Raw genomic sequence first — 25,830 nt, forward strand, 5'->3', positions numbered from 1 at the left:
GGGCCTATTCGTCGTCTTCCGACACAACACCCACAAGGTCATAATCCTGGCGGCGGATCAACTCCACCGGCACCATTTCGCCGACCTCCAGGCCGTTGCCGGAGACCAGCACCTCAGAGTCAATTTCGGGCGCGTCTGCGAAACTGCGGCCCGACCAGACGCCGTCTTCCAGTTCTTCGTCAAGCAGGATGTCCAGTTCGTAGCCAACCAGGGAATCCGCGTGCCGGAAGGCTATGTCCTGCTGCACGGTCATCAGTTCGTCGCGGCGAGCTTCCTTGATGTCTTCCGGAAGATGTCCGTCGAGCTTCGTGGCGGGAGTGCCTGGTTCGACCGAATACGTGAAGACTCCCATGCGTTCGAACTGCGTGTCGATGACGAATTGTCGCAGTTCGTCAAACTGAGCGTCCGTTTCGCCGGGAAATCCGGTAATGAACGTCGTCCGCAGCACCAGGTTGGGAATCTGTTGACGGAGCTTTCCGACAAGTTCGCGAATCTGTTCCGCGTTGACTCGCCGCTGCATGCGTTTCAAAACCGGCGAACTGATGTGCTGCAGCGGCATGTCCAGATAGGGCAGAATCTTTGACGACTCGGCGATCGTCCGAATCAGTTCGTCGGTGAAGTGAATCGGGTACAGATACATCAGGCGAATCCACTTCAGGTCGTCAATGGTCTCCAGTTGCCTGAGCAGTTCGACCAGCTTCACTTCGCCGTAAAGATCCAATCCGTAATACGTCGTGTCCTGAGCGACAAGAATCAATTCCTTCACGCCGTCGTCCGCCAGTTCACGAGCTTCCTGCATGACCATTTCGATGGGCTTGGTAACGTGTTTGCCTCGCATCATGGGAATGGAACAGAACGTACACGTGCGATCGCAGCCTTCAGAAATCTTCAGGTAGGCAAAGTGCTGCGGAGTGATCCGCAGCCGCGCGCGATCGTCCATCGCCTTGATCGGCGCGGGGCGGAAGAGTTCACGCTGCTCGTTGGCGCCACCGATCATCCGGTCCGCGACGCGGTTGATTTCGTCGCGTCCAAAAACGCCGACAACGTGATCGATGTCGGGCATTTCCTGCAGCAAACCGCCTTCCAGCCGCTGCGGCAGACAACCGGCGACGATGACTCCCTTCGTGCGGCCGGCTTTTTTCAGGTCGAGCATTTCCTGAATGACGGCTTTCGATTCGGCTCGCGAACTTTCGATAAAGCCGCACGTGTTGACGATGACAAAGTCGGAGCCGTCCGGATCACTGACCAGCGTGTAACCGTCAAGAGCCAGCGTGCCCAGCATCTTTTCGCTGTCGACCAGATTCTTCGGACAACCAAGACTGACAAATGCATAGCGGCCGCGCGAGTGTCCGGGTGACACGGCAGGTGAATCCGACTGAGCAACAGGGGCGTCGATGATGGGAAGGCCGGTCATGCGATGTTTTCTGGTCCCGGGACAAAGGACGATCAATGTACTGAGGGATGAAATGCGTCTCGTTCCCGGAACGCGTTCCGGTTGCCGGTACTCCCCAACCAGGCTGGTAATCCGGAAATGTCGGAGTTGCCGCCTTCGCCGCTTTCTCGGCGGTTGCGGCGGCGAAGCACGATCATTTGTCCCTCACAAAACACCAGACTGCCGGCATCGAGGCATCGCCGGAAACCGGGTTCAACGTTCAGTCTAACCTGCCGGTTTTGCGGGACAATCCGGATGCCCGGAATCCCGGAATATTGGATTCATCCGGGAGACGGGCGTGCCTGAATCTTCGAATGCTGTGTCCGACAGGTTGATACAGCGGTTACCTTGACGGGAACTACCGGATTCGAGCCGGTTGGTCAGCAGGCAGGTGTCACCACGAAGGACACGAAGAACTGCAGGGACGGAAAATCCAGGCAGTGGATGCCGAGTTTCGTCCCGTTCAACGGCATCGTCCTGTAAATAGATCGTCACGGCAGATATCACCGCCGAACTCCGGCTTCGTGCTCTTCGAGCACTTTGTGGTTGCCGTTCAGATGCGGGAAATTCGGACACGCGAAGCCAGCAAGCGCGAATTTCCCTTCGCGTCCCCGCTGTCTGCCAGCCCCGTTCGGAAAGATGACCGAACTGCCGTCTGAAGCGGTCCGTGACGATGTACAGGCATGGTGAGAACAGGCAACGATTCGGCGACGCGCGGACCGCCGGGCGAATGCGTTCAGGGCACGAACTCCTTGCCGACCGCCCGGCGCGATGTTAGGCTGACGGCAACGGATACCACCTTCCGCGAAACTTTCCCGCCTCACAGTTTCCACCCCGCAATCGTGCTGCGTCGCGCGGCACCAGAGCACCCTGGTTCGTCAGACCACATCGTCGTGCCCAGCGTTTTCAAAACGGATACTCGATATGAAGTCTCCTGCCTCGATCCTTTGCCTGGCTGTTTCCCTCCTGATTCTGCCGCCGGCGCTGTTCGCAGATGAGCAGCCGGCGGATTCTCCGCAAGTCAGCTTTTCGAAGCAGATCCATCCGATCTTTCAGGCGAAGTGTCAGGGCTGTCATCAGCCGGCCAAGGCCAGCGGCAGCTTTGTCATGACCGATTTTGACAAACTGCTCGGCGGCGGTGAGAGCGAAGAGAAGGCAATCGTTCCGGGCAAGCCCGATGAGAGTTATCTCGTCCTGCAGATCACGCCCGAAGACGGTTCCGCCGCGATGCCTCCGAAGGGCGACGCGCTGTCGGCGGTTGAGATCGACCTGATCCGAAAATGGATCGAACAGGGAGCCCGCAACGATTCGCCGAACGCCGCGCGAGTTCCGTTCAGCCGCGACAACCCGCCGGTGTACTCAATGCCGCCGGTGATCACATCGCTGGACTTTTCGCCGGATGGTTCATTGCTGGCCGTGGCCGGATTCCACGAAGTTCTGCTGCACAGGGCCGACGGTTCCGAACTTGTCGATCGCCTGATCGGCATTTCCGAACGGATTGAATCGGTGCGATTTTCACCCGACGGCAAGCGTCTGGCCGTTACGGGAGGTCAGCCGGGGCGAATGGGTGAAGTGCAGGTCTGGGACGTCGAGAAGCGAGAACTGCTGCTGTCTCATTCGGTGACCTACGACACAATCTACGGAGCAAGCTGGTCTCCCGATGGCACTCTGATCGCATTCGGCGGTTCCGATAACATCGTGCGAGCCATCAATGCCGAAACCGGCGAACAGGTACTGCAGCAAGGCGCGCACAGCGACTGGATCCGCGACACCGTGTTCACAACCGACGGGTCGCATCTGCTGTCCGTCGCGCGCGACATGACAGTGAAGCTGACGGAGGTTTCCACGAATCGCTTTATCGACAACGTAACGTCGATTACTCCCGGCGCGCTGAAGGGCGGCATCAATTCGATCGCTCGGCATCCGGAACGCGACGAAGTGGTGGTGGGCGGGTCCGACGGAACGCCCAAGGTTTATCGAGTCTTCCGGATCACAGCCCGGCAGATCGGCGACGACGCGAACCTGATCCGGACGCTCGATTCCATGACCGGCCGCGTCTTTGGAGTTGCCGTCAGCCGGGACGGAACGCGGATTGCCGCCGTCAGCGCACTGGACGGACAGGGCGAACTGGCGGTGCATTCCTACGAATTTGACACAAATCTGCCGGACGATCTGAAGGCGATCAGCGCCAAGCGCGTCGCGGCTCGCAGCGCCGAAGAACAACAGAAGCTGGATGAGTATCGTTCCAAAGACATCAAACGCATCGCTCAGGTCAGCGTTCCCGAAAGCGCTCTGTACGCGTTGTCGTTTCATCCGAACAATCGCCAGGTCGCAACCGCCGGCGGCGACGGAACGATCCGACTGTATGACACCGAAAGCGGCCAGCTCGTAGCTTCATTTGCCGCCGCTCCGGTTTCCGCGGAAAAAACGCGTTCACAGTCGCCGGTGGAGGAACTTGTCTGGCAGGATTCTCCGCTGTCGGTGGAAGAATCGCTGCCGGAGGGAGCTTCGGTGGTCAGCCTGGAGGTCACGCCGTCGGCCGTCGCGCTGCCGAATCCGTTTGAGTACGCTCAGTTGCTGATTTCGGCGACGCTGGATTCCGGCGACGTGGTCGACGTCACTCGCATCGCGAACGTTTCCGTACACGGTCGCGCGGTTGAAGTAACGAAGTCCGGATTCGTCAGACCTCAGGCCGACGGCACGTCCGTGATCTCCGTGACACTGGGAAGTCACGCCGTTCAGATTCCGGTGGCCGTTGCGGGATTCCATGCTCCGTTTGAAGCCGACTTCATCGAACACGTCAATCCGGTGCTGTCGCGAGTCGGCTGCAACCAGGGCACCTGCCACGGTTCCAAGGACGGCAAAAACGGGTTCAAGCTTTCTCTGCGAGGCTACGATCCAATCTACGATGTCCGCGCGCTGACGGACGACCTGGCCGCTCGACGCACAAACATCGCTTCGCCCGCCGACAGCCTGATGCTGCTGAAGGCCACCGGTGTCGTGCCGCATGTCGGTCAGCAGGTCATCCGTCCGAACAGCAACTACTATGAAATCGTTCGAAGCTGGATCGCCGGCGGAGCGAAGCTGAATGGTTCGACTCCGAAACCCGTTTCGATCGAAATCGTGCCGCAGAACCCCGTCATTCAGCAACTGCGTTCGACTCAGCAGATTCGAATCGTCGCCACGTACGCTGACGGACGCACAAAAGACGTGACTCGCGAAGCCTACATCGACAGCGGGAACACAGAAGTCGCAGCGACGAACCGATGGGGACTCGTCACCGCTCTTCGCCGCGGAGAAGCACCGATTCTGGCTCGCTACGAAGGATCCTATGCCGCCACCACACTGACCGTGATGGGCGATCGCAGCGGCTTCGAATGGAAAGAACCCGAAACGTGGTCAGAAATTGACCGCCACGTCGCCGCGAAATGGCAGCGGATGAAGATCGAACCTTCAGAAGTCTGCAGCGACGAAGAATACCTCCGGCGGGTTCATCTGGACCTGACCGGTCTGCCCCCCACCGCCGAACAGGTGCGGGCATTTCTGGCGGACAGCCGCGAGACGCGCATCAAGCGGGCAGAAGTCGTTGATCAGCTTGTCGGCAGCGACGCCTACGTCGAATACTGGAGCAACAAATGGGCGGACCTGCTGCAGGTCAACAGCAAGTTTCTGGGACCGGAGGGAGCTGTCGCGTTCCGAGACTGGATTCGTTCGGAAGTTAAGGCCAACACGCCGTATGACGAATTCGTCCGCAAGGTCATCACGGCTGACGGTTCCAACAAGGAGCATCCCGCGGCGTCCTATTTCAAGATTCTGCGGGAACCGACCGCAATTATGGAAAACACAACTCACCTGTTTCTGGGTGTGCGGTTCAACTGTAACAAATGTCATGACCATCCGTTCGAACGCTGGACTCAGGACCAGTACTACGAAACAGCCGCCTATTTCGCTCGCGTCGGTTTGAAGCAGGATCCGGCCAGCGGAGACCGCAGGATCGGCGGAACCGCCGTCGAAGGTGCGAAGCCGTATTATGAAATCGTCTACGAAAAGGACGACGGGGAAGTTGTTCACGACCGTACTCGCGCCGTGACGGCTCCCGAGTTTCCCTACGAATGCGACTTTTCGGTTGCCGAAGGAGCTAACCGCCGGCAGCGACTGGCCGCATGGATCACTTCGCCCGACAACCGCTACTTCGCGAAAAGCTACGTCAATCGGCTGTGGGGTTACCTGCTCGGTGTCGGCATTATGGAACCGATCGACGACCTGCGAGCCGGAAATCCTCCCACCAATCCGGAACTGCTGGATCACCTGACAAACGAATTCATCAACAGTGGCTTTAACGTCCGGCACGTTGTGGGACTGATCTGTAAATCGCGAACCTATCAGTTGTCACTGGAAACGAATCGCTGGAACGCGGACGACGAACAGAATTACTCACACGCGATCGCTCGGCGGCTGCCGGCCGAAGTGCTGTACGATTCGATCCACCAGGTGACCGGTTCCGTGTCGAAGATTCCCGGAGTTCCGGACGGCACGCGCGCAGCGGCAATCCCGGACGCGGGCATCGAACTTCCGGATGGTTTCCTGGCAAATCTCGGCCGCCCCGTTCGCGAAAGCGCCTGTGAATGTGAACGCAGCGCCGACCTGCAGCTCGGCCCCATCATGGCTCTGATCGGCGGTCCCACCGTCGGCACGGCACTCGCGGATCCGGATAACGCAATCGCATCTCTCGTCAGGGAGATCCCGGATGATCGCCAGTTGATCGACGAAATCTTCGTACGCATTCTCAATCGACCGGCAACGGATTCGGAAATCGATTCCGTACAGGCGCTGAACACGTTAATCGACCGAGACCACGAACAGCTTGTTCAGCAGCTTGCCGCACGTGAAGAATGGTGGGTCGAAGAGAAACCGAAGCTCGAACAGGCGCGGGAAGCTGCCATCGCAGAAGCCACAGCCGACCTGAAAGCCTTTGAAGAACAAATTGCACCGCGCCGCGCGGAAGAAGAAAAAGTCCGGCTGGAAAAGCTTGCGGAAGTCGAAGCGGACTACAACAACTACAAGGCCGCGATTCTGAACCAGGCGGAGTCCTACCTGACGGAAAAGTCTTCCACCGACGCCGAATGGCACCTGCTGGAAGCGATCTCTCTGGAAGCCGTTTCGGGAATCACGCTGGAACGACAGGAAGACCGGTCCATCAAAGCGACCGGTTCAGCCGATCGCGGCGCATACACGGTGACCGTCCGAACGTCGCTGAAGGATATTGCCGCGTTCCGCATCGAAGCACTGACCGATGCCGGCATCAAGGGTAACGGCCCTGGGCTGCCGGAAAACGGCAACTTTGTTGTCACGGAATTTGACGTCCAGGCGGCTCCGTCATCAGATCCCGGCAAGATGACCAAAGTCGAATTGCAGAACGCGAAAGCGTCATTCCTGCAGGCCGGATTCAACATCGACCTGACGATTGACGGCAATGCGGGCAATCAAAACGGCTGGGCGATCGCCAACGCCGGCGGAGTCGCTCACTGGGCAACGTTCGAAACAAAGCAGCCGGTCTCCCACGACGGCGGCACGATCTTTAAGTTCACTATCCATCAGAACCACGACGCGAAGAATCACCTGCTGGGACGATTCCGCATCTCTGCGACAACCAAACCGCAGCCGGGTCTCAGCCTGCCGGAAAGTCTGCAGTCGATTTCTCTGGTCAAAGCGGAACAGCGGTCCGACGGCCAGAAGCAGACGCTGCTGTCGTGGATTGAAAAGACGGATCCAACGCTGCTGGCAAAACAGACAGCCCTGAACGAAGCCAGGAAGCCGCTGCCGGAGGATCCGGGAGTTACGTCACGAAAGGAAAAACTCACCTTTGTCAGCCAGGAGGTTCCGGAAGATTCCCGCCTGGTCCAGATGCGTTCCGATGTGGAATTCAGCACAAAGCAGCAGGAATCCAAACGACTGACCATGGCTCAGGACCTGGCCTGGGCACTGATCAACAACCCGGCATTCCTGTTCAACCACTGACGGTGGGACTCTTCCGGCAAAGCGGGCAGGAACGCCGGATCGTTCCGGCGCTGCCGAAAGGTCCGAACAGGTTCTCGCAGGGTCCGACGAAAGCTGCGGTTGGGGGATTTGGTTGCGTGTTTCCCGACCGCGGAGATAGACTACATCAGCGACGATTGCTGGCCGGGGCACTGTTCCCCGGCATTCCCTGACGCTTCGTGAAAAGCATTCTCGCCCATCAGATTCACGTCGCTCAGACTTGCGTATCCTTTGCTCACAATTCGCTCCCCGCCACAGGAATCCTGCCATGCTGCGTATCAAAGGTGAACTCGCCAAGGACGTTTGCGATCGGAACCTCGGGCCTACTCGCAGAGATGTGCTGCGAGTCGGCGGGTCCGGAATGCTGGGGCTGTCTCTCGGCACGATGCTGCAGTTAAAGGCCGCCAGCGCGGCCAATAACAGTGAAATCAGCGGCGGACCCGGCTGGGGCAAAGCGAAAAGCATCATCATGCTTTACCTGCAGGGCGGACCGTCGCACCTGGACCTGTGGGACCCCAAGGAAAACGTCCCCGACAACGTTCAAAGCGTCTTCAAAAACATCGACACGAAACTGCCGGGAGTGCAGTTCACCGAAAACCTGCCGAAGCTGGCTCAGGTGAACGACAAGTTCACAATGATCCGCTCGATGAGCTACACGCCGAACGGACTGTTCAACCACACGGCCGCGATTTACCAGATGATGACCGGCTACACGACGGACAAAGTCAGTCCGTCCGGGCAGTTGGAACCTCCCAGTCCGAAAGACTTTCCCAACTTCGGTTCCAACATCGTGCGGCTGCGTCCTGTCGACGAACCCATGCTGCCGTTTGTCATGCTGCCCCGCCCGCTGCAGGAAAGCAACGTCGTCGGGAAGGGCGGAACCGCCGGATTTCTGGGCAAGGCCTACGATCCCTACACGCTGTATCCCAGCGGTGACGACATGGACATGAAGAAGATGTCGCGGATCAAGATCGACGATCTGAAACTGCGACCGGAAGTCTTCAGTACTCGCCTGCAGCGCCGCGCGGATCTGCGCACCGTGATCAGCAACGGTATGCCCGAGATCGACAACGCCGTCAAGGACCTGAATCTGAACCAGTACTATGAACGAGCACTGGATCTGATCGTTTCCGGCCGGGCTCGCGAAGCATTCGGTCTGGATTCGGAGTCCCATGCCACACGTGAACTGTACGGTCGAAACACGTTTGGCGATTCCTGCCTGCTGGCTCGCCGCCTGGTGGAAGCCGGGACTCGAGTCGTGGAAGTCGTCTGGCCGAAAATTGCGAACTCCGACAATCATTCCTGGGACCACCACACGGGGTTGTCCAACCGCATGAAGAATCAGTCCGCTCCCATGCTGGACGCCGGCGTGTCAGGCCTGATATCCGACCTGGACGAACGCGGCATGCTGGACGAGACGCTGGTGGTCGTGATCGGAGAATTTGGCCGCAGTCCTCAGCGCGGTGTCAGCACATCCGGCAACGGAAACAGCGACGACGGCCGGGACCACTGGCCTTACTGCTACACAGGGATCGTCGCCGGTGCCGGCGTCAAACGCGGCAACGTCCACGGCAAGTCCGACAAGACCGCGTCCGCTCCGCTGGAAAACCCGGTCCATCCGATGGAACTGCTGGCGTCGATCTATCATTCCTTCGGCATCAATCCGGAAACGATCGTCTACAACCATCTGAATCAGCCGCGCGAACTGGTGAAGGCGTCCGCCGTCAACGCGTTCTTTGCGTAGCGAAAACCGCCCGATCACCCACCCCCGCCAGTGAACCTGCAGCGAGGCCCGGCGCAATAGCCGGGCCTCTTTTTTTTGGGTCATTCGCACTATCCGTGGGGGGGGATTTGGTGTGCTGAGAACCTCCGCTCAGGCTCAGCAAACGGATGACCGCCCCGTCCTCCTTGGCATCGGATCAGCCTCCAGGAGGCGCGGTGCCAGGCCGATGCGACGGCGAAGCGAACGGGGCTCGTAACACGTCTTTCGGTGGGAGATCCGATGCAACTGGCAGTCTGCGAAGTCGAATCCCGGTTTCAGAATCGATACGCGGTCGCAGAAACACTGTGGTATCCAGCGTGAAACCGCCGCTGAAACCCCGGAAACACTGACAGTTTCGGCGGACCATGCATACGGAAGCACCGATGCAGCCAGTGCCAACCGGACATGGGAGCCGTGCGGATGATCGCCATCGCTCACATTCAGAGATTGCGACCGGTTGCCGGCGCAGCGTTGTCGCCGACTTCTGAACTGCTGCGCGACGGACGGAATTCAGTGCTCACTGCCCCTGCTGCGACAGGCCTGCCTGTTGTGTTCGGAGATACCAGACGAACCGCACCGGCTGTGTATGGCTCCTTAAAGGTGACATCGGCCGGTTGCCCCGGTACCATCGGCATCGCACCGTCCCGTCACCACAACTGATGCTGCAGCGGCCAGTGTGAGCCGATCAGACTCACGAAGCGGAAAAGTCCAACGCACGATCAATGAGTCAGCATCCTGCCGCCGCATAGATCGCAATTCGTTCTGCCGCTAACCGAAGCCGTCTCTCATGTCTCTAAACTACACTCACCTGCTGATTCCATCTTCGTCCGAATTTCGCCCGGACGCAGACGCCGTTGCCCGATTCGTTCGTGGACTCATCGACAATGGCAATGTCGCCAATGGTGCCAAGGTTGCATTCGCGCGCGTGACGAAGGGGCAACCACGCGTCCGGCAGATGCGCAATCCAATGACCGGCGAAACCATCGACCTTCGAGGTCCATCACGGACGCTTGAGCGACCAAGAACATTGTCCGATCCTTCCCAGATAACCGAACACGCCGCGAACCAGCAGGAATTTGATGTCTTGCTAACGGGTGAAGGCGTTCCTTCCGTTCCGCCATTGACGGTCGGGTCCGTGGAGGACGGCGACTGGAAGGTAATGGATGGCGCATACCATCTTGAAGTCCGTTGTCGCATACGAGCGAATGTCGTGCGGCTCTACATGCTCGATAGTGAGGACGATCTTCACCGGCCGCCAGCATTCGCAAATTATCGTCCAAAGTACAACGAAGACTGTTCTCCTGCCGAAAACGCGGATGGACTGTATGTGCATCCTGAGATTGGCGCATTCAGAGTCCCGAATGCCGGATGTGGTATGTTCTGGATCGAATTCAACTACGGCAAATTCGTCTTCCCTAGACTCAAAGACGGTAGCGTTGATGTGCTGGCTGACTCCGTCATCGACCTGGCGCGAGCCGCGTTCGATTGCGATTTTATTCAGGCTTGTGACTGGGGCTGAGCAATCGCGCGGCATAACACGTGAGGCTTTGACTTCGCCTGGCGCGGAGTGGGCGGTTGGTGAAGGTGTGACGCGAACCGAACGGCGGGCGTTCGCGGCAGAGCGCCGTCAGCCGAAGCTCACAGGCCTTTGATCAGGAAGCCCGGGCGCGTTCGCCGCGCCGCGGGAGTTGCTCAGAACGCCGTATGCGTTTTCAGTGTCGCCGATTGTTTCCGTAGGCGCACAGCCGCGCCGTTGGTGCGGGGATCAGGCATGACCGGTTCGCCACCGGACGCGATGGCGTTGCCAGCGGCCCATCCACTTACAAGTTCACCGACCCGGGCGGTCGTGCTTTCCGGTCTGGAATACGTTTCGGGATTGTCCGGGATCGCCCATTTCCTGCACACGTGTGGAGGCGAGGTTCTTCGGCCGTTCTGAAGGAGCGAATTGCTCGCTGTTGCGCGACGTGAGGTTTTGTGCGTCCGCGTGGAACGTCCGGAGCGGCGTGATTCGCACGATATCACTGATCCGTGGAAGCTGATTCTCGTTCAACCGCCCCGGGTAGCGACAACGAGTCGCCCTGAGGATACAATCACGGTGTGGCAGACCTCGCGGGCGTCTTCGCGGACATCATTGAATTCGCAGTAGCGACCCGTCCCCGTCTGACCCCGTCCCCCGCCCACGAAGCGGAAAAGTTCAACGGACGATCTATGAGTCGGGTTCCTGCCGCCGCATAAATCAATTTCTTTATGTCGCAAATATCGTCGTAAAAGGATGTTGAATGGCTCGAACCATCCCCATTCTTCCCTGCCAGTCCATGCCAGAGAACCTGGCATTCTGGCAAAGCTTAGATTACGAAGTTACCTATCAACAGAAGGCTCCGTATGCTTATGGGGTGGTCCATTCAAATGACATTGATTTCCATTTTATTGGTGTTGACATAGAGCCTGTACATAACTTCAGCAGTTGCCTTGTCCTCGTCTCAGAGCTGGAAACTCTGCACAGGACCTATGCGACAAAGATTAAGAGCTTCAAGGAAAAGTCTCCTTATCAGGGTGTTCCACGCATTTCCAGAATGAGAGAAGGTCAGACTCGCTTTACCCTGACCGACGTTGCTGGTAATTCAATCATCTTTATTATCCAAGGGGGTAAAGACCATGAAGTGGCTGAAGCCTATAAAAGCACTGACCAAACGCCTTTGCAACGCTCCCTCAATATGGCAAGACGATTACGGGATTTCAAGAACGATGACGCTGCCGCAGCTAAAGTTCTTGACGTAGCCATCAAGAAGCATGGTGATGATACCTCCATCGAGTTTGCTCAGATTTTGAGCGCTAGGATCGAACTTGGCATTATTCTGAATGATAGTAACTATGCACAAGAGCTATATTCTCAACTTCGTAACCTGCCTATAAGTAAACGAGACTTAGAGCAATTGGCAAGGGCTTCTTTTGAAGAATTTGCTGCAAATTTGAACGAATAGACCCATTCTGTGGCCCACTATGAGACATAACACGTGACGCTTTGACTTCGCTTGGCGCGGAGTGGGCGGGTGGTGGAGGGTTGAGGGGGATTGTGCGGCGGGCGTTCGGGGCAGAGCGCGGTGAGCCGAAGCTCGCAAGCCTTTGTTCAACAGATCGCTACATCGCGGCTCGTCGTCCGGGGTGAGTCTGTTCGATGTGTTCCATCCCGCAGGCTCCCGCGGTGGGCAGCATTTTGCCGGGGCTGCACCGGCCGTCGGGGTTGAACACTTTGCGAACGTCGTCCATCACGGCCAGGTCTTCGTCGGTGAACAGCCGGTTCATGAAACTGATCTTCTCGACGCCGATGCCGTGTTCACCGGTGACGCTTCCGCCAAGTTCGATGCACTTTTCCAGGATTTCGTTGCTGGCCAGCATCACTCGCCGCACCTGTTCCGGGTGACGTTCGTCAAACAGCAGAATCGGGTGCAGATTGCCGTCGCCGGCGTGAAACACGTTGACGATTCGGATGTCATGGCGCTGGCTGACGTCGCTGATGAACTGCAGGATTTCCGGCACGCGGGTTCTGGGCACGACACCGTCCTGAGTGCAATAACTGGGACTCAGCCGGCCGATGGCCCCGAACGCCTGCTTGCGGCATTTCCACAACAAAGCGCGTTCTTCGGCCGTTTGCGAAAGCTGCACGTCGCGAGCACCGCATTCGCGGCAAAGTCGAATGATGGTGGCTGCTTCCGCATCGACGGCAACTTCCAGCCCGTCCACTTCGATCAGCAGCACGGCTTCGGCATCCAGCGGGAAGCCGAAGTGATAGGCGTCTTCAAGAGCTCCGACAATTCCGCGATCCATCATCTCCAGAGCGGCCGGAACAATGCCGGCTCCGATGATGCTGCTGATCGTGCGAGTCGCGTCGTCGACCGTTTCGAAGATTCCCAGCATCGTGCGATACGATTCCGGGTTGCGAACGATCTTCACCCAGACCTTTGTCACGACTCCGAACGTGCCTTCGCTGCCGACGAACAATCCGGTCAGGTCGAAGCCGGTGCCTTTCCCCGTCGGGCCTCCCAGTCGCTGCAGCGTTCCGTCCGGCGCGACGAACTCCACACCGATCACATGATTCACCGTGACACCGTACTTCAGCGTGTGAGGTCCGCCGCTGTTGGTCGCCACATTGCCGCCGATCGTACACGCCCCCTGGCTGGACGGGTCAGGAGCGTAGTGAAATCCGGACCCCGCCAGCGCCTGTGTCAAATGCACGTTGACGACTCCCGGTTCGACAACGGCGTAGCGGTCGCGCAGGTTGATTTCCCGAATCCGCTTCATGCGAGTCAGAGCAATCATGACTCCGCCGCCGACGGGCAGACATCCGCCGGCAAGGCTGGTTCCCGCGCCGCGCGGCACAAACGGCACGTCGAATCGATTGCACGCGCGGACAATCTCCACGACTTCGCTGTCGGACTCCGGAAAGACCACGACGTCCGGAACGTTCTTTTCCACGACGTAGCCGTCACATTCGTAGACCAGCAGCTCATCGCGGGAACTCAGCAGTCGCTGCGGTCCGACAATCGCAGCCAGTTCGCGCAGGAATTCCGGCGTGATGGTTGTGGGTGCCGCAGGATCGGCTGGTGTTGCGGTGGTCATGATGCAAGCTGGATCAAAGAACGTTTTTCAGTCAGGCGGCGCGACGCTTTTCGACGACACCGCGTTGTATCGCGGCCGGTTGTTCCTGGCATCGCAGGTGGCGGTGCCTCAGTAATTCAGACCGTTCTTTCGAATGTGGACATACGGTTCGGTCGAATCCAGCGGCTGGTGACTTCTGGCCGATGTGATCGTGATCAGGTAAATCAGATGATCTCCGGATTCCAGCTTGTCGGCCACAATGCCTTCCAGCGACGCGAGTGAATTTGTCAGCAGCGGTAAGCCGTTTTCGCCGGGCATCGTTGGAACTCCGCTGAAGGCGTCAACACCGGGTTCGAAACCCCTGCCGAAGTGTTTGAAAAGTCCGGCGTCCGGTTTCGGCACCTGATTGATGGTGACCGGTGAGTCATCAGACAGCCAGTCCGTCAGAAAGCGAGATTTGTTGACGGCGACGGTGACCTGCGGCGGGTCGAAGGATGCCTGCTGGACCCAACTGGCCAGCATGCCGGTCGTCCGCCCGTTGCCGTCGCCGACGACAAGTATGAACGCGCCGCTGGGTATCCGACCCAGCACCGGCGCAACTTCGCCGGACGATTCGCCGGATGATTCGACGGATGACGAGCTTTTACGAGCCATGGATCGGCTTTCGGAGAATCGATGGAACGGTGGTGAATGGTCTGTCGCGGGACGTTCTGCTGCAAGGGCACGATGTCGTGTCGTCACAGCGCGTAGCATGTCCGATGCGAGCCGACATTTCCAACCACGAAAGTCCGTCCCCGCCCTCGTTCCAGGGCTCCTGCTCTGGAACGCAATGCCTTGCAGGCTCCGCCTGCCGTTCAGAGTGAGGCGCCGCAGCAGCGATCGCAAAGGCGGAGCCTTCCCGGCGTCCCGTTCCTGGGCTGGAGCCCGCGGAACAAGGTATTGCGCCGAACGCGGTGGCTCCGGGCTGCGGATTTGAACGAATGACTGGCAAGCTTCCGCTGAGCCTGCTAACAATGGTGCGGAGATCTTCACCCCGGCATTTCGTCCGCAGCAACGGGCCTCCGGCGAATGAGCATCCAGCAGGTTCCCTCCGACGCGCAGCTCCGGCCTCTGACCATTGTGGCTCAGGATCCCGGTGTGACCGATGCGGACGGCAAGCCGCTGATGACGCAGTTGTGGATTCCCGCGGAACGGCTGGCGGAAGGTCCGTGGGGATACCGCGTTCAGGTCGTGGACTACGATGCCGCGACGCAGCGATTTCTGCCGGCTCTGGATCCGGATCAGTACGAGCATCACGACGGCGGCAGGGATTCCGATCCTCCCGGGTTTGTTGATCCGTTCGCAAACGTGCCGCCCGAACAACTGCTGGACGATCCGCACTTTCACGCTCAGAACGTCTACGCGATCGTGATGAAGACACTGTCGCGATTCGAATTCGCTCTCGGCCGCCGCGTGAGCTGGCAGCTTCGGTCGCATCAGTTGAAGGTGGCGCCGCATGCTTTTGCGATGGCCAACGCGTTCTATTCACGCAGCGACGAAGGCCTGTTCTTCGGATATTTTCGCAGCAACGGTCGCACGGTTCTGACGGCACTGTCGCATGACATCGTCGCTCACGAAACGACTCACGCATTGCTGGACGGATTGCGGCCGAGGTTCATGGATCTTTCATCGGCCGACCAGGCGGCGTTTCACGAAGGGTTCAGCGATATCGTCGCGCTGTTGTCGGTGTTTGCTCAGAAGGAAATCGTCCGGACCGTGTTCGAACAGAAGGACAACCGTTCGGACCTGCGCACGGTGGACGGCCGGAAGTTCATCAAACGCGAATCTCTGCAGACCGAGCATCTGGTGAAGTCCGTGCTGCTGGGTCTGGCGGAACAGATGGGGCAGGAACTGTCCGGAGTTCGCGGAGAACCGCTGAGAGCCTCCGGCCGCCTGGAAGCGACTCCCGACCATTATCTGCACGATCCGGAATTTGAAGAACCGCATCGTCGCGGTGAAATTCTCGTCGCGGCAGTGTTGCGAGCCTTCCTGATGGTGTTTCAGCAGCGGCTGACAGGGCTTTCCGGAGCTTCCAGTAATTCCGACGAACCTCCGGACCTGATCGACCTGGACCGCGCCGTCGAAGAAGCAGCCACCGCCGCCGATCATCTGCTGACGATTGCCATTCGCGCCATCGACTACCTGATGCCGGTTCACATCAGCTTCGGCGACTACCTGAGCGCCATTCTGACGGCCGACCACGAAGTCTGTGCCAACGATGAAAAGTACCACTACCGTCAGCAACTGATTGACGCCTTCGCGGCGTTCGGAATCCGGCCGACCGCCAGCGGCAGGGGAAGCGAAGGCGGACTGTGGGGACGTTCGGACACGAAACAGCTCACCTACGCGCGGTCTCACTTTCGATCGATGCAGACTGATAAGGACGAAGTGTTTCGCTTTCTGTGGGAGAACCGCCGTTCGCTGGGCCTGTATGAGAACATCTACACACAGATTCTGTCCGTTCGGCCCTGCATGAGAGTCGGTCCGGACGGCTTCTTCCTGCAGGAAACCGTGGCCGAATACGTTCAGCTTGCGGACCTGACGTCCGCTGAACTCGGCCGCATGAATATCGCTTCGCCGCCGGATCTTCCGCCGAACACTCAGGTCCGGCTTTCCGCGGGAGGCATCCTGATTTTTGATGAATTCGGCCGGCTGAAGTTTCACATCGCCAATCGGCTGAATTCGGTCGACCGGCAGCAGCGGCGCGTCGACTATCTGATTAAACACGGAGGCTATCTGCACGGCAAAGGTCACACGAAACTGACGGCCAACTTTGCCGAACTGCATCGGCTGCGAGCGATCGGTCAGCCACAGTTTCCGGAGGAGGAAATTGCGTGATGGCGACGGTGAAACCCACGTCCTGCCGGCTGAGAACCTATCAGGTCGGATTCGGCGACTGCTTTCTGCTGACGTTCCGGTATCCGCCGACGGCCAGCGGTCGTTCCCGTGATCGGCACCTGCTGATCGACTTCGGCAGCACGCGCGTGCCGGCGTCCGTTCGCAGCAGCCTGGAAAAGAAGGTTCCCGAACATCTCAAGGCAGTGGTCTCATCGCTTCGCACGCCGGTCAGCGTGCAGCGGTACATGTCGCTGATCGCGGAAGATATTGCTCACGAATGCGGCGGCAAGCTGGACGTTGTCGTCGCGACTCACCGCCACAAGGATCACATCGACGGGTTCCGGACGAATGATTCCGGCACGGCTCCCGGAAACATCATTGCATCGCTGAAACCCGACATCGTGCTGTTGCCGTGGACCGAAGATCCCGACGCCGAACCCGACGCGCTGACTCCGACAGGGAATCTTCGCAGCGATCAGTCCTTCGCCCGCAGTCTGGCCGGGATGCAGGCATTCGCGGGAGCCGTCGAACGTCAGGTGTCCGCCCTTCGAAAAACTCGAGAAGCCCGGCAGCAGGCGTCCATTTCCGGAATGTCGCAGCTTCAGTTTCTGGGGGAAAACAATCTCGCCAACCGGGCGGCGATCGAGAATCTGCTGACCATGGGCCGTCGTCAGCCGCGGTTTCTGTCGTTCGGAAAAGATCCCGGCCTGGGACGTCTGCTGCCCGGCGTCGATGTCGATGTGCTGGGACCTCCGACGGCAAAACAGTGGCAGTCGATTCTGAAACAGCGCAGCACCGATCCCGACGAGTTCTGGCATCTGCAGGCGGATTTCTGGAGCCTTCACGGTGAAGCCGCCGAAGCCGCCGTCAGCGACGATGACGAACTGCTTTACCCCGAAATGTCGGCCGCCCTGCCTCCCGCTCACGCACGGTGGCTGGCATCACGAATGGATCGGCTCAACGTCCAGCAGACGCTGCAGATCGTGCGCATCGTTGATCAGGCGATGAACAACACCAGCCTGATACTGCTATTCCGGACGCAGCACAAAAGTCTGCTGTTTCCCGGCGACGCTCAAATTGAAAACTGGCTGTACGCGCTTCGCGAAGCACCCAACAGCCGCGACATCCGCAAGGCTCTGGCCAAGACGGATTTCTACAAAGTCGGCCATCACGGAAGTCTGAACGCAACGCCGAAGTCGTTGTGGACACTTTTCGACAAACGCTCCGACGACGAAACCGACGCACAGCGGCTGGACAGCGTCGTGTCCACTCGTTCGGGAGTCCATGGCAGCCGCAGCCGAGGCACCGAAGTTCCCCGAAGCAAGCTGGTCGATGCCCTGAAGCGAGACAGCAATTTCAAATCGACACAGCGTGCCAAACGTATGTTCTTCGATCTGGAATGGGACGTTTTGTGAACTTACCCCATCCGTCAAATTGCTCCCGGGCCGCGTGAATCCGAGTCAGCATCGGAACGCAGCCCGGATGTTCCCTCAGCACCCGCCGCGCAACAGAAAACCCTGCGATTCCACGGCAGAAAAGCAGGGTTTCCAAGTGGGCGGAGCCGGAATCGAACCGGCGACACCAGGATTTTCAGTCCTGTGCTCTACCAACTGAGCTATCCGCCCTGAATCGGGCCTTGCGAGCTGACACCCGCAAATTTGAGCGAGGGAGTCTAGTGGCGAGCATTTGCCGACACAAGGCACGCAGCCAGTATTACTCCCGCGTCGTCTGCCCGTCGGCATCAGTTGCCCGTCCGCATCAGTGCTGAATTCTCCCGGAAATCCCTCAGCGGCAGCCGCGGTTTCCGCGCCGTGACATTGGCGTCTCCGTCCCACAGTTCGCGGTGGAGAACCAAGTCAGTCGATACGTCAATCGAACCAACCGGTACTTTGACCGTTCGCCGTCGATCGGTGGCTTCCCGTCGGCGGAGAGTCTTCCAGGGGACGGACTCCGTACGCGTTGGGCGGGATTGGGTCGTCGGACAACCTATTTACCGGATTCCTTTGACTTGACCGCTGCATCAAGTCGCTCTCGTGCCCGTGCCGTGATATCTCCATTTTCGTGATGACACGATACGACCCGCCATACGCACCATCAAACTGACTTGAATCCATCTTAACCACTGGTCCGTGAACCCGGGGCGGCTTCACCTGTCATTTCGTCGCAGAGCCCAGAGTTACATCGAGACTTGCGCCTCTGGCGGCAGGCGGTGCGTTCGCTTGAGACGCCGAATGCAGCAGGCGAATGCGGCCGCAATTCCAGAGATCCAACCGGTCGTGCCCGGTTCCGGAACCGCAGTGAACTCCGCTGAGACGGTGACGAAGTGGCCATGCAAAGAAGCCGGTTCTCCATCAGGCCCAACGTAGAATGCTTCGTTGAAGGGTGTGCCCGCGGGGTCATTCGTCGGATCAAGTCCAAACCGTAGTGCTGCTTCGCCAACGGTGTTGCCCAGGATCGTGGCAGAATGCGGAGCCGTTGATGTCGTATATCGGAGGGCGAAACTGCGGGTACCAGTGAAGAAACCGAGGTCAAGTGAATCGGCATCCGCTGTCAAAACATTGGAAAATACGCTACTTGACGACGCTCTGGCCTGGTTTGCGTTCAACGTCAAGTCACCGACAAATGTCGACAGCGTACTGTTGCCGTCGGTGGTATCAGTGTCGACAGAGCCATAGACGGTCGTGCCACTTGCATTGACAACATTTCCGCTGGAGGAGCCACTGGAAAACCGCGCTGTCGAATATCCTCTCATCGAGGTGTCGACACGCACATGGTAACCCTGATTCGCAGCATCTTCGATTGTAAAAGCCAACGTGTAGCTCATTGCTTTCCGACTCAACGCTCCAGCGGCACCGGTGCCGCTCGGAGGCGGAGATCAGCGCAAGCGACCACCCGAAACGTGTCGAAAACGACGCCACGTTGTTTGTGATTGCGGGATCCGCTGTGACTGAAGCAACGGTTGCCCAGGAATCTGTGCTTCGGAAAAAGCTTGACGAGGTAACGACCGAGTCCTGAGCACTTGTGTTGTTAATTGTCACGCCAGAGATGACGCCTGCAACTGCAGATGTTCCCGTACGCCAATTACCAGAGGCGGGAAACAGAAGAATCAGTAGCGACACTGCTGCGGAGAATCTTTTCATCGCCCTGGCCCGGTGGGTCACTATTCCAGCTAGAAGGAACGGTTCTTACGGACTGCCATTTTTCCCGTAAGAAACATGATAGAGATGATTGGTCTGACTTGCAAAGCATGTCAACCACGCAGCTACTTACTTGCGCAGACTTGGGGTCCGGCTACGCAATGGAAGGACGCACGGCGGGATGCAACCCACCTCGATCTGACTGAGGTTCCTGGATGCAATAGACGAACCTTTGCCGACACAGCGTCGTGATTTGCAGCGTGCCTCCGGAGCCGCTACGCTCTCTGGCGACTCATTTCGCACGGTGGCAGTTAGTCGCGATGGAGCGTTGTCTGAATCTTTACGGGCCGAGGTCTTCATGCAAAAACAGAGAGAGACTTGTTTTCGCATACGAGTGTCGACGTATGTCATCCCTGTTTGCGTCGCGATGCTATTGTTCGCTCTTGACCCCACGGCAGTCAGTGCGTCGCCAATCTACTTCGCTGGCACGGGGAACCACTACGAACACATCGTGGGCAGCTTCCGCTGGGACTCTGCCACTGCGGCAGCAACGAACTTGACATTCGAATTCAACGGCACAACGCACAACGGTCACTTGGCGAACATCGGTTCTTCAGCCGAGAATCAGTTTCTCTCCGACCACGTGTTCGCCTCCGGTGAGCCGTCGGCATGGGTGGGAGGCACAGATGGCGATACCGAAGGCACTTGGACATGGGCGGGCGGCCCCGAGGCAGGGCAGGTTTTCTTTATCGCCGGCACGGGCACTGTTGCGGGACAGTTCTCCAATTGGGCGGTCGGCGAGCCGAATAATAGTGGCAATGAAGATGCACTGCTGTTCCGCGGCGGCGGGGGGTGGAATGATGGCCGCATCGGCGACGGGCTTCACGGGTACATCGTGGAGTTTGAAACTGCGGCCGTTCCAGAGCCGTCACCGTTACAACTCCTCATGAGTCTGGCAGTCGCTGGTGTCCTCTACCGGACAACTCGCACTTGGCGCGACCGCTGGAACAGCAAGTAACTGTCAGCGTAACCAATCTCAGGTGTCACCCGCTACTTCGACCGCTCCCCGTAGATCGGTGGTTTCCAGTCGGCGGGGAGTCTTCCCTGGGGACGGACTCCGTAGGCGTCGGTCGGAATCGGATGATCCTCGGGGTTCAGCACGGGCAGGTCGTCGGGCAGGTGTTTGATCTTGAAGTCGCGGTACTGAATCTTCATCGCCGGGCCGACGTGGACCTGGACCGCCAGCACTCCTTCCAGAGCGCGGCCGGTCGGGTCCAGGTCGATGAGGTCGGCGGTCTGGTGTCCGTCGATCCAGTGCTGATGATGGTTTCCCTGAACGAGCACACGGAAGTCGTGCCATTCGTCCGGCGCGAATTCGCGGACCGGCATCTTGTCGACAACCCACGGCTGCCCGGATTCATCGACGATCACTTTTTCGCCGGTGTGCGACAGAATGCGGCGACCTCGTTCTTCGTACAGCATCCCGTTGTATTCGGGAACGTCAGCGACGACGTCGCATTGATAGCCGGTGACAATGTCGAGTCCCAGGTCGGGCCGCGACTGGCCGCGATATTGCAGTCCGCTGTTGCCTCCGGGCGTCACTTTCACCTGCACTCGCAGATCGAAGTTGCGAATCGTTGATCCCTTCCAGGTCAGAAATCGATTCGACTTCAGCGATCCGTCCGTGACGCCGGTGATGGCACCGTCTTGCACGGACCAGAACTGCGGATCTCCCGACCACTGAGCCAGGTTGCGGCCATTGAACAGGTTCACGAAACCGTCGTCGCCGGGTTTGACGGTCACCGCGGCCGACGCTTCCGGATGAGGAACCGTGGACGCGGTGAATTCTTCCGCCAGCGGCTGCAGCGGACCTCCCAGTTCGCGGACTCGCTGCGTCGTCCGTTCCCGCATGGCCTGCAGCGTGTCGGCGTGCTGCGGATTGTCCGCGAGATTCACCAGTTCGTCCGGATCACTCAGCAGGTCGTGAAGGAACTCACGGTTGCCGTGATCAACGTAGCGAACATATTTGAACCGCTGATTTCTCAGTCCTTCAAATGCCGGGATCCGCGTACGAACGGCGAAGTGTTCGTGAAAGGTTTCCGTCCGCCAGTCGTCCGGCTTTCCGTCGCTGACAACGGGGCTCAGGCTGCGGCCCTGATAGCGATCCGGGACGTCGGCTCCGGCCCAGTCGAGGAACGTCGACGGCAGATCCAGATTCAGCGCCAGAGCATCGGTCACCTGACCCTTCCGGCTTGCGTCGACCCGCGGGTCGGCGACGATCAGGGGCACCCGCAGCGATTCGTCGTAGTGAGACCACTTGCCCGCGAAGCCGCGGTTGCCCATGTAGTAACCATTGTCGGCGGAATAGACGATGATGGTATTGTCGGCAAGTCCATGGTCTTCCAGCGCCTTCATGAACCGGCCGATCTCACCGTCAATGCCGCTGACCATGCGGTAATAGGCTCGGATATTGATCTGATACTTGTACGGTGTATTCCAGCGCCAGAACCAGCGTTCCCGATTGATGGTGGTCTGCAGGAAATCCGGCTGAGCTTCGAAGATCGCCGGATCATTCAGCCGCGGCGGGGCGATCGTCACATCGTCATACATTCCGTCGACGGAACGTGGCCACGGAAAATGGCCGATTCCCGGACGTCGGTCACCGTCTTCGGCGTGGCACGCGTTGAACCACATATTCAGTGCGAACGGCTGGTCCCCTGGCTGCGATTCGATGAACGAGATACCTCGATCGACGATCAATTCGGTTTCATGACGCAGAGTTCCGTCGGGCTGTTTCTTGTAATACGGATCGCGGCCGATTGCTTCGAATTCATCAAAGTGATCTTCGGCGCGGTAGCCTTCGGGCATCCTTGCGTGCCACTTGCCGAAGTAGCCGGTGCGATAGCCCTGCTGTCTCAGAATGTCGGAATACAGCGTTTCCACGGCTTCCGGTCGAGCCAGATCGTGATTACCAGGCGTGCCATAGCTGCGACCCGTCAGTCCGGTCAGGATCGTTGTGCGGCTGACCCAGCAGATCGAATGACTGACAAATGCGTTTTCAAACCGGGTTCCGCGAGCGGCCAGAGCATCGATATTGGGTGTGCGGATGACGGAGTTACCGTAGCAGCCAAGCGTCGATGTCGTTTGATCGTCGGTGAAGAAGAAGACGATGTTGGGACGTTCGAATGCCTCCGCGCGGACGTATTGCGTGATCGCGCAGACGAGCAGCAGCAGCGTTCGCGTCAAGACTGTTCTCGGCAATTGTCCGGATGTCATCGTCGTCTCCGTCGTTTCATGTTGCTCGCGATTGCCCGCGAGAAGTTTTCCGCCGTGGGAACGTCTTCAGCTGGTTCGCATCGTACAAAGCAAGTCCCGGGAGTTCATCCGGCGCGCGGCGGACCAGGCATCAGGAATTGCTCGCGGCTCGATTTCGGTTAAAATACAGGCTCTTCGAACCCCTGAGTTGCGAGCGAACCGAACCTGGTGAACGAACGATGCGTGTCTCTGTGATCCACCTCCTGAGTTTGTGTGTTGTTTTGGTGTCTTTCGCCGTCTGCTGCCCGTGCGGAGCGGCTGCCGGTGACGAACCAGCCGAAGTGGCCATTGATCCGGCGAAGGTGTACGCCGCGAAGTGTGCTCGCTGCCACGGAGATTCCGGTCAGGGCGTCGCGGACGGGCACAACGAACCGCTGCGAGGTACGCAGACCATCGATGAACTGACGAAGCTCATCGTCGAAACCATGCCGGAAGAAGATCCGGCTGACTGCGTCGGTGAGGAAGCTCGTCTGCTGGCGGAATACATCCACAAGACGTTCTACTCCCAGGCGGCAAACGACAGGCCCGTCGTCGAGCTGTCGCGGCTGACGGTGGATCAGTACCGCAACGTGATCGCGGACACGATTGGTCGATTCGCTCCCGGACAACCCCGCGAGCAGTCCGACGATGATCGTCCCCGGCGTCGTTCACGGCGCGTTGCCACCGAGGAACCGGTTGTGCCGGGGCTGCGAGGCGAATACTTTCAGTCGCGAGGCATGAGCAAGGCGGACCGGCTGGCTCACTACAGCAGCGACACGCATCTGGAGTTTGACTTCGGCACGGGCAGTCCGACTCCCACGATTCTGCCGGACCAGTTTTCGATTATCTGGGAAGGCGGGCTGATCGCTGGTGCGACCGGTCACTACGAGTTCCGGATCACGACGCAAAACGGTGCTCGGCTGTATCTGAACCTGGATCCTCAGGAAGGTCTTCGCAAGCTGCGCGACGACAGTTCCGCCGCCGGCCAGCAGGCGCTGATCGACGGCTGGGTCAGTTCCGGAAAAATGCGTGAACTGAGTGCCCGCGTATTTTTGCTGGGAGGCCGCACGTATCCGATTCGACTGGAGTTCTTCAAATACCTGGAAGATACCGCTTCCGTCAAACTGGAATGGAAGCCGCCGCATGGCGCGTGGCAGGTGCTGGATCACAACAACACGCAGTCCGTGAGGACACCGCGAGTCTATGTTTGTGAAACTCCGTTTCCGGCAGACGATCACAGTCTGGGTTACGAACGGGGCAGTTCGGTTTCCCCCGAATGGCAGGCCGCTACAACCAGCGCGGCCGTCGCGGCGGCTCAGGAAGTTGTGGACCGTTTGCCCGCGCTGGCCGGATTTTCTGACGACGAAGACGCGGACCCTGACGATCGTGCGAAACGGGCCAGTGACTTCGTGCTGAACTTCGCTGCGACGGCTTATCGTCGACCGCTGACCGACAGCGAACGCGAACTGCTGGCTGCGATCATGTCGGCCAGTTCCGAAAACCCTGAAGCGGCCGTCCGCCGCGCGGTTGCGACCGTGCTGATGTCGCCGCACTTCCTTTACACCGATCTGACGCCCGCCGATGAGCAGCCATCGCAGCATGCCGTGGCGTCGCGGCTGGCTCTGACGCTCTGGGATTCGATTCCCGACCGCGAACTCAGCGACGCCGCGGACCGTGGCGAGCTGCAGACTCCCGAACAGATCAGGCAGCACGCGTCCCGAATGATGGAGGACGGCAGGGCGAAAGCAAAAATGGCGGGCTTCTTTCGCAAGTGGCTGGAACTGGAAGAACGGGATCTGGCCAAGGACAAGGCGATGTTCCCCGAATTCGACGAAGCCGTCATCGCCGACCTGCGGAAGTCGCTGGAACTGTTCATCGACCGAGTGGTCTGGAGCCGCGAATCGGACTATCGCCAGCTTCTGCTTGCCGATTACCTGGTGCTGAATGATCCGCTGCGTGAGCTGTACGCGGCTGACCTGCCGGATGGCAGTGCCGAACTGGATGAGCAGGAAATCCGTCGCCGGGCTCGGACGGAACGCGTTGCGTCGGAATTTCAGCCCGTCGAATTTCCGGAAGGCCAGCGCAGCGGAGTGCTGACGCATCCGTATCTGCTGAGCGCCTACGCGTACCACAACAACACATCGCCGATTCACCGCGGTGTCTTCCTGACTCGCAACATCGTCGGGCGAGCCCTGAATCCTCCGCCGATGGCCGTCGCCTTCAAGGACAACGAATTCGCCGCCGACCTGACGATGCGGGAAAAAGTCACGCAGCTCACCAGCGACAAAGCGTGCATGTCGTGCCATTCCATCATCAATCCGCTGGGATTCACGCTGGAAAGTTTTGACGCCGTGGGGCGTTTCCGGTCGGTCGACAACAGCAAGCCCGTCGATACGCGAACTCAATACACAACAGAAGCCGGCGAGACTCTGGAATTCGCACGTGCGAAGGACATTGCGGAATTTGCCGTTTCGCACGATGAAGCTCACCGGGCTTTCGTCACGCAGGTCTTCCAGCATCTGGTGAAACAGAATCCGATGGCGTACGGTGAACAGACCATCGAGGCGCTGTCCGAACAATTCGAGAAAGACCAGTTCAACATTCAGAATCTGTGGGTTCAGATCGCAACGCGCACCGCCGCCGGCGGCTCCGATGAAAAACTCCTGTCCGGGACGCCGTAAAACTCTTCAGCCAAA

Annotated in this window: 13 protein-coding genes and 1 tRNA gene; 8 read left to right on the plus strand and 6 right to left on the minus strand. The window is 58.9% G+C overall.

Annotated features, from left to right (window positions below; genetic code table 11):
• Positions 1–4: 4 nt before the first annotated feature.
• The gene (rimO, locus tag R3C19_21805) at positions 5–1,414 is read right to left on the minus strand and encodes a 30S ribosomal protein S12 methylthiotransferase RimO (protein ID MEZ6062990.1); all 1,410 of its coding nucleotides are present in this window, start codon (positions 1,412–1,414) and stop codon (positions 5–7) included.
• Between the two features lie 942 nt (positions 1,415–2,356).
• Between rimO and R3C19_21810 the strand changes: the two genes are divergently transcribed.
• The 4 genes from R3C19_21810 to R3C19_21825 all read left to right on the plus strand — a co-directional run bounded on the left by R3C19_21810 (position 2,357) and on the right by R3C19_21825 (position 12,211).
• Positions 2,357–7,450 carry an LpqB family beta-propeller domain-containing protein gene (locus R3C19_21810; protein MEZ6062991.1) on the plus strand — a complete coding sequence of 1,698 codons (5,094 nt, stop codon included), beginning with the start codon at positions 2,357–2,359 and terminating at the stop codon, positions 7,448–7,450.
• A 286-nt stretch (positions 7,451–7,736) separates the two neighbouring features.
• Positions 7,737–9,212, plus strand: coding sequence for a DUF1501 domain-containing protein (locus R3C19_21815; GenBank protein ID MEZ6062992.1), 1,476 nt, complete (start codon positions 7,737–7,739; stop codon positions 9,210–9,212).
• Positions 9,213–10,017: 805 nt separating this feature from the next.
• The gene (locus R3C19_21820; GenBank protein MEZ6062993.1) at positions 10,018–10,749 is read left to right on the plus strand and encodes a hypothetical protein; all 732 of its coding nucleotides are present in this window, start codon (positions 10,018–10,020) and stop codon (positions 10,747–10,749) included.
• Between the two features lie 760 nt (positions 10,750–11,509).
• A complete protein-coding gene (locus R3C19_21825; GenBank protein ID MEZ6062994.1) occupies positions 11,510–12,211 on the plus strand; it encodes a hypothetical protein in 702 nt (233 codons plus the stop codon).
• A gap of 157 nt (positions 12,212–12,368) precedes the next feature.
• Here R3C19_21825 and R3C19_21830 read toward each other — a convergent pair whose 3' ends face one another.
• Positions 12,369–13,847 (minus strand): FAD-linked oxidase C-terminal domain-containing protein, encoded by a 1,479-nt coding sequence (locus R3C19_21830; GenBank protein ID MEZ6062995.1) that lies wholly within the window; start codon positions 13,845–13,847, stop codon positions 12,369–12,371.
• Positions 13,848–13,955: 108 nt separating this feature from the next.
• Complete coding sequence (locus tag R3C19_21835; protein MEZ6062996.1) at positions 13,956–14,480, minus strand: flavin reductase family protein; 525 nt, start codon at positions 14,478–14,480, stop codon at positions 13,956–13,958.
• A 414-nt stretch (positions 14,481–14,894) separates the two neighbouring features.
• On the opposite strand from R3C19_21835, the gene R3C19_21840 reads away from it, so the two are divergent.
• Together R3C19_21840 and R3C19_21845 are read left to right on the plus strand one after the other, a co-directional pair.
• A complete protein-coding gene (locus tag R3C19_21840) occupies positions 14,895–16,703 on the plus strand; it encodes a hypothetical protein (GenBank protein ID MEZ6062997.1) in 1,809 nt (602 codons plus the stop codon).
• Positions 16,703–18,118: a hypothetical protein gene (locus R3C19_21845; GenBank protein MEZ6062998.1), complete on the plus strand. Its 1,416-nt coding sequence runs from the start codon at positions 16,703–16,705 to the stop codon at positions 18,116–18,118. The genes R3C19_21840 and R3C19_21845 overlap by 1 nt, the downstream gene beginning before the upstream one ends.
• A 137-nt stretch (positions 18,119–18,255) precedes the next feature.
• Here R3C19_21845 and R3C19_21850 read toward each other — a convergent pair.
• Positions 18,256–18,328: transfer RNA gene (locus tag R3C19_21850), tRNA-Phe, on the minus strand.
• Positions 18,329–18,879: 551 nt separating this feature from the next.
• Positions 18,880–19,527: a hypothetical protein gene (locus R3C19_21855; GenBank protein MEZ6062999.1), complete on the minus strand. Its 648-nt coding sequence runs from the start codon at positions 19,525–19,527 to the stop codon at positions 18,880–18,882.
• Positions 19,528–20,168: 641 nt separating this feature from the next.
• On the opposite strand from R3C19_21855, the gene R3C19_21860 reads away from it, so the two are divergent.
• Positions 20,169–20,858, plus strand: coding sequence for a C-type lectin domain-containing protein (locus R3C19_21860; GenBank protein ID MEZ6063000.1), 690 nt, complete (start codon positions 20,169–20,171; stop codon positions 20,856–20,858).
• A gap of 32 nt (positions 20,859–20,890) precedes the next feature.
• Here R3C19_21860 and R3C19_21865 read toward each other — a convergent pair whose 3' ends face one another.
• Positions 20,891–23,086 (minus strand): sulfatase-like hydrolase/transferase, encoded by a 2,196-nt coding sequence (locus R3C19_21865; protein ID MEZ6063001.1) that lies wholly within the window; start codon positions 23,084–23,086, stop codon positions 20,891–20,893.
• Between the two features lie 248 nt (positions 23,087–23,334).
• Here R3C19_21865 and R3C19_21870 point away from each other — a divergent pair, with 248 nt between their 5' ends.
• Positions 23,335–25,815: a DUF1592 domain-containing protein gene (locus tag R3C19_21870; GenBank protein ID MEZ6063002.1), complete on the plus strand. Its 2,481-nt coding sequence runs from the start codon at positions 23,335–23,337 to the stop codon at positions 25,813–25,815.
• Positions 25,816–25,830 lie beyond the last annotated feature (15 nt).

The sequence above is a fragment of the Planctomycetaceae bacterium genome, assembly GCA_041398785.1.
In the GTDB taxonomy this organism is placed as follows: domain Bacteria; phylum Planctomycetota; class Planctomycetia; order Planctomycetales; family Planctomycetaceae; genus JAWKUA01.

Coding starts and splice junctions, on each gene's coding strand:
- rimO (MEZ6062990.1), bottom strand. CDS start 1,414: ATGACCGGCCTTCCCATCATCGACGCCCCTGTTGCTCAGTCGGATTCA.
- R3C19_21810 (MEZ6062991.1), top strand. CDS start 2,357: ATGAAGTCTCCTGCCTCGATCCTTTGCCTGGCTGTTTCCCTCCTGATT.
- R3C19_21815 (MEZ6062992.1), top strand. CDS start 7,737: ATGCTGCGTATCAAAGGTGAACTCGCCAAGGACGTTTGCGATCGGAAC.
- R3C19_21820 (MEZ6062993.1), top strand. CDS start 10,018: ATGTCTCTAAACTACACTCACCTGCTGATTCCATCTTCGTCCGAATTT.
- R3C19_21825 (MEZ6062994.1), top strand. CDS start 11,510: ATGGCTCGAACCATCCCCATTCTTCCCTGCCAGTCCATGCCAGAGAAC.
- R3C19_21830 (MEZ6062995.1), bottom strand. CDS start 13,847: ATGACCACCGCAACACCAGCCGATCCTGCGGCACCCACAACCATCACG.
- R3C19_21835 (MEZ6062996.1), bottom strand. CDS start 14,480: ATGGCTCGTAAAAGCTCGTCATCCGTCGAATCATCCGGCGAATCGTCC.
- R3C19_21840 (MEZ6062997.1), top strand. CDS start 14,895: ATGAGCATCCAGCAGGTTCCCTCCGACGCGCAGCTCCGGCCTCTGACC.
- R3C19_21845 (MEZ6062998.1), top strand. CDS start 16,703: ATGGCGACGGTGAAACCCACGTCCTGCCGGCTGAGAACCTATCAGGTC.
- R3C19_21855 (MEZ6062999.1), bottom strand. CDS start 19,527: ATGAGCTACACGTTGGCTTTTACAATCGAAGATGCTGCGAATCAGGGT.
- R3C19_21870 (MEZ6063002.1), top strand. CDS start 23,335: ATGCGTGTCTCTGTGATCCACCTCCTGAGTTTGTGTGTTGTTTTGGTG.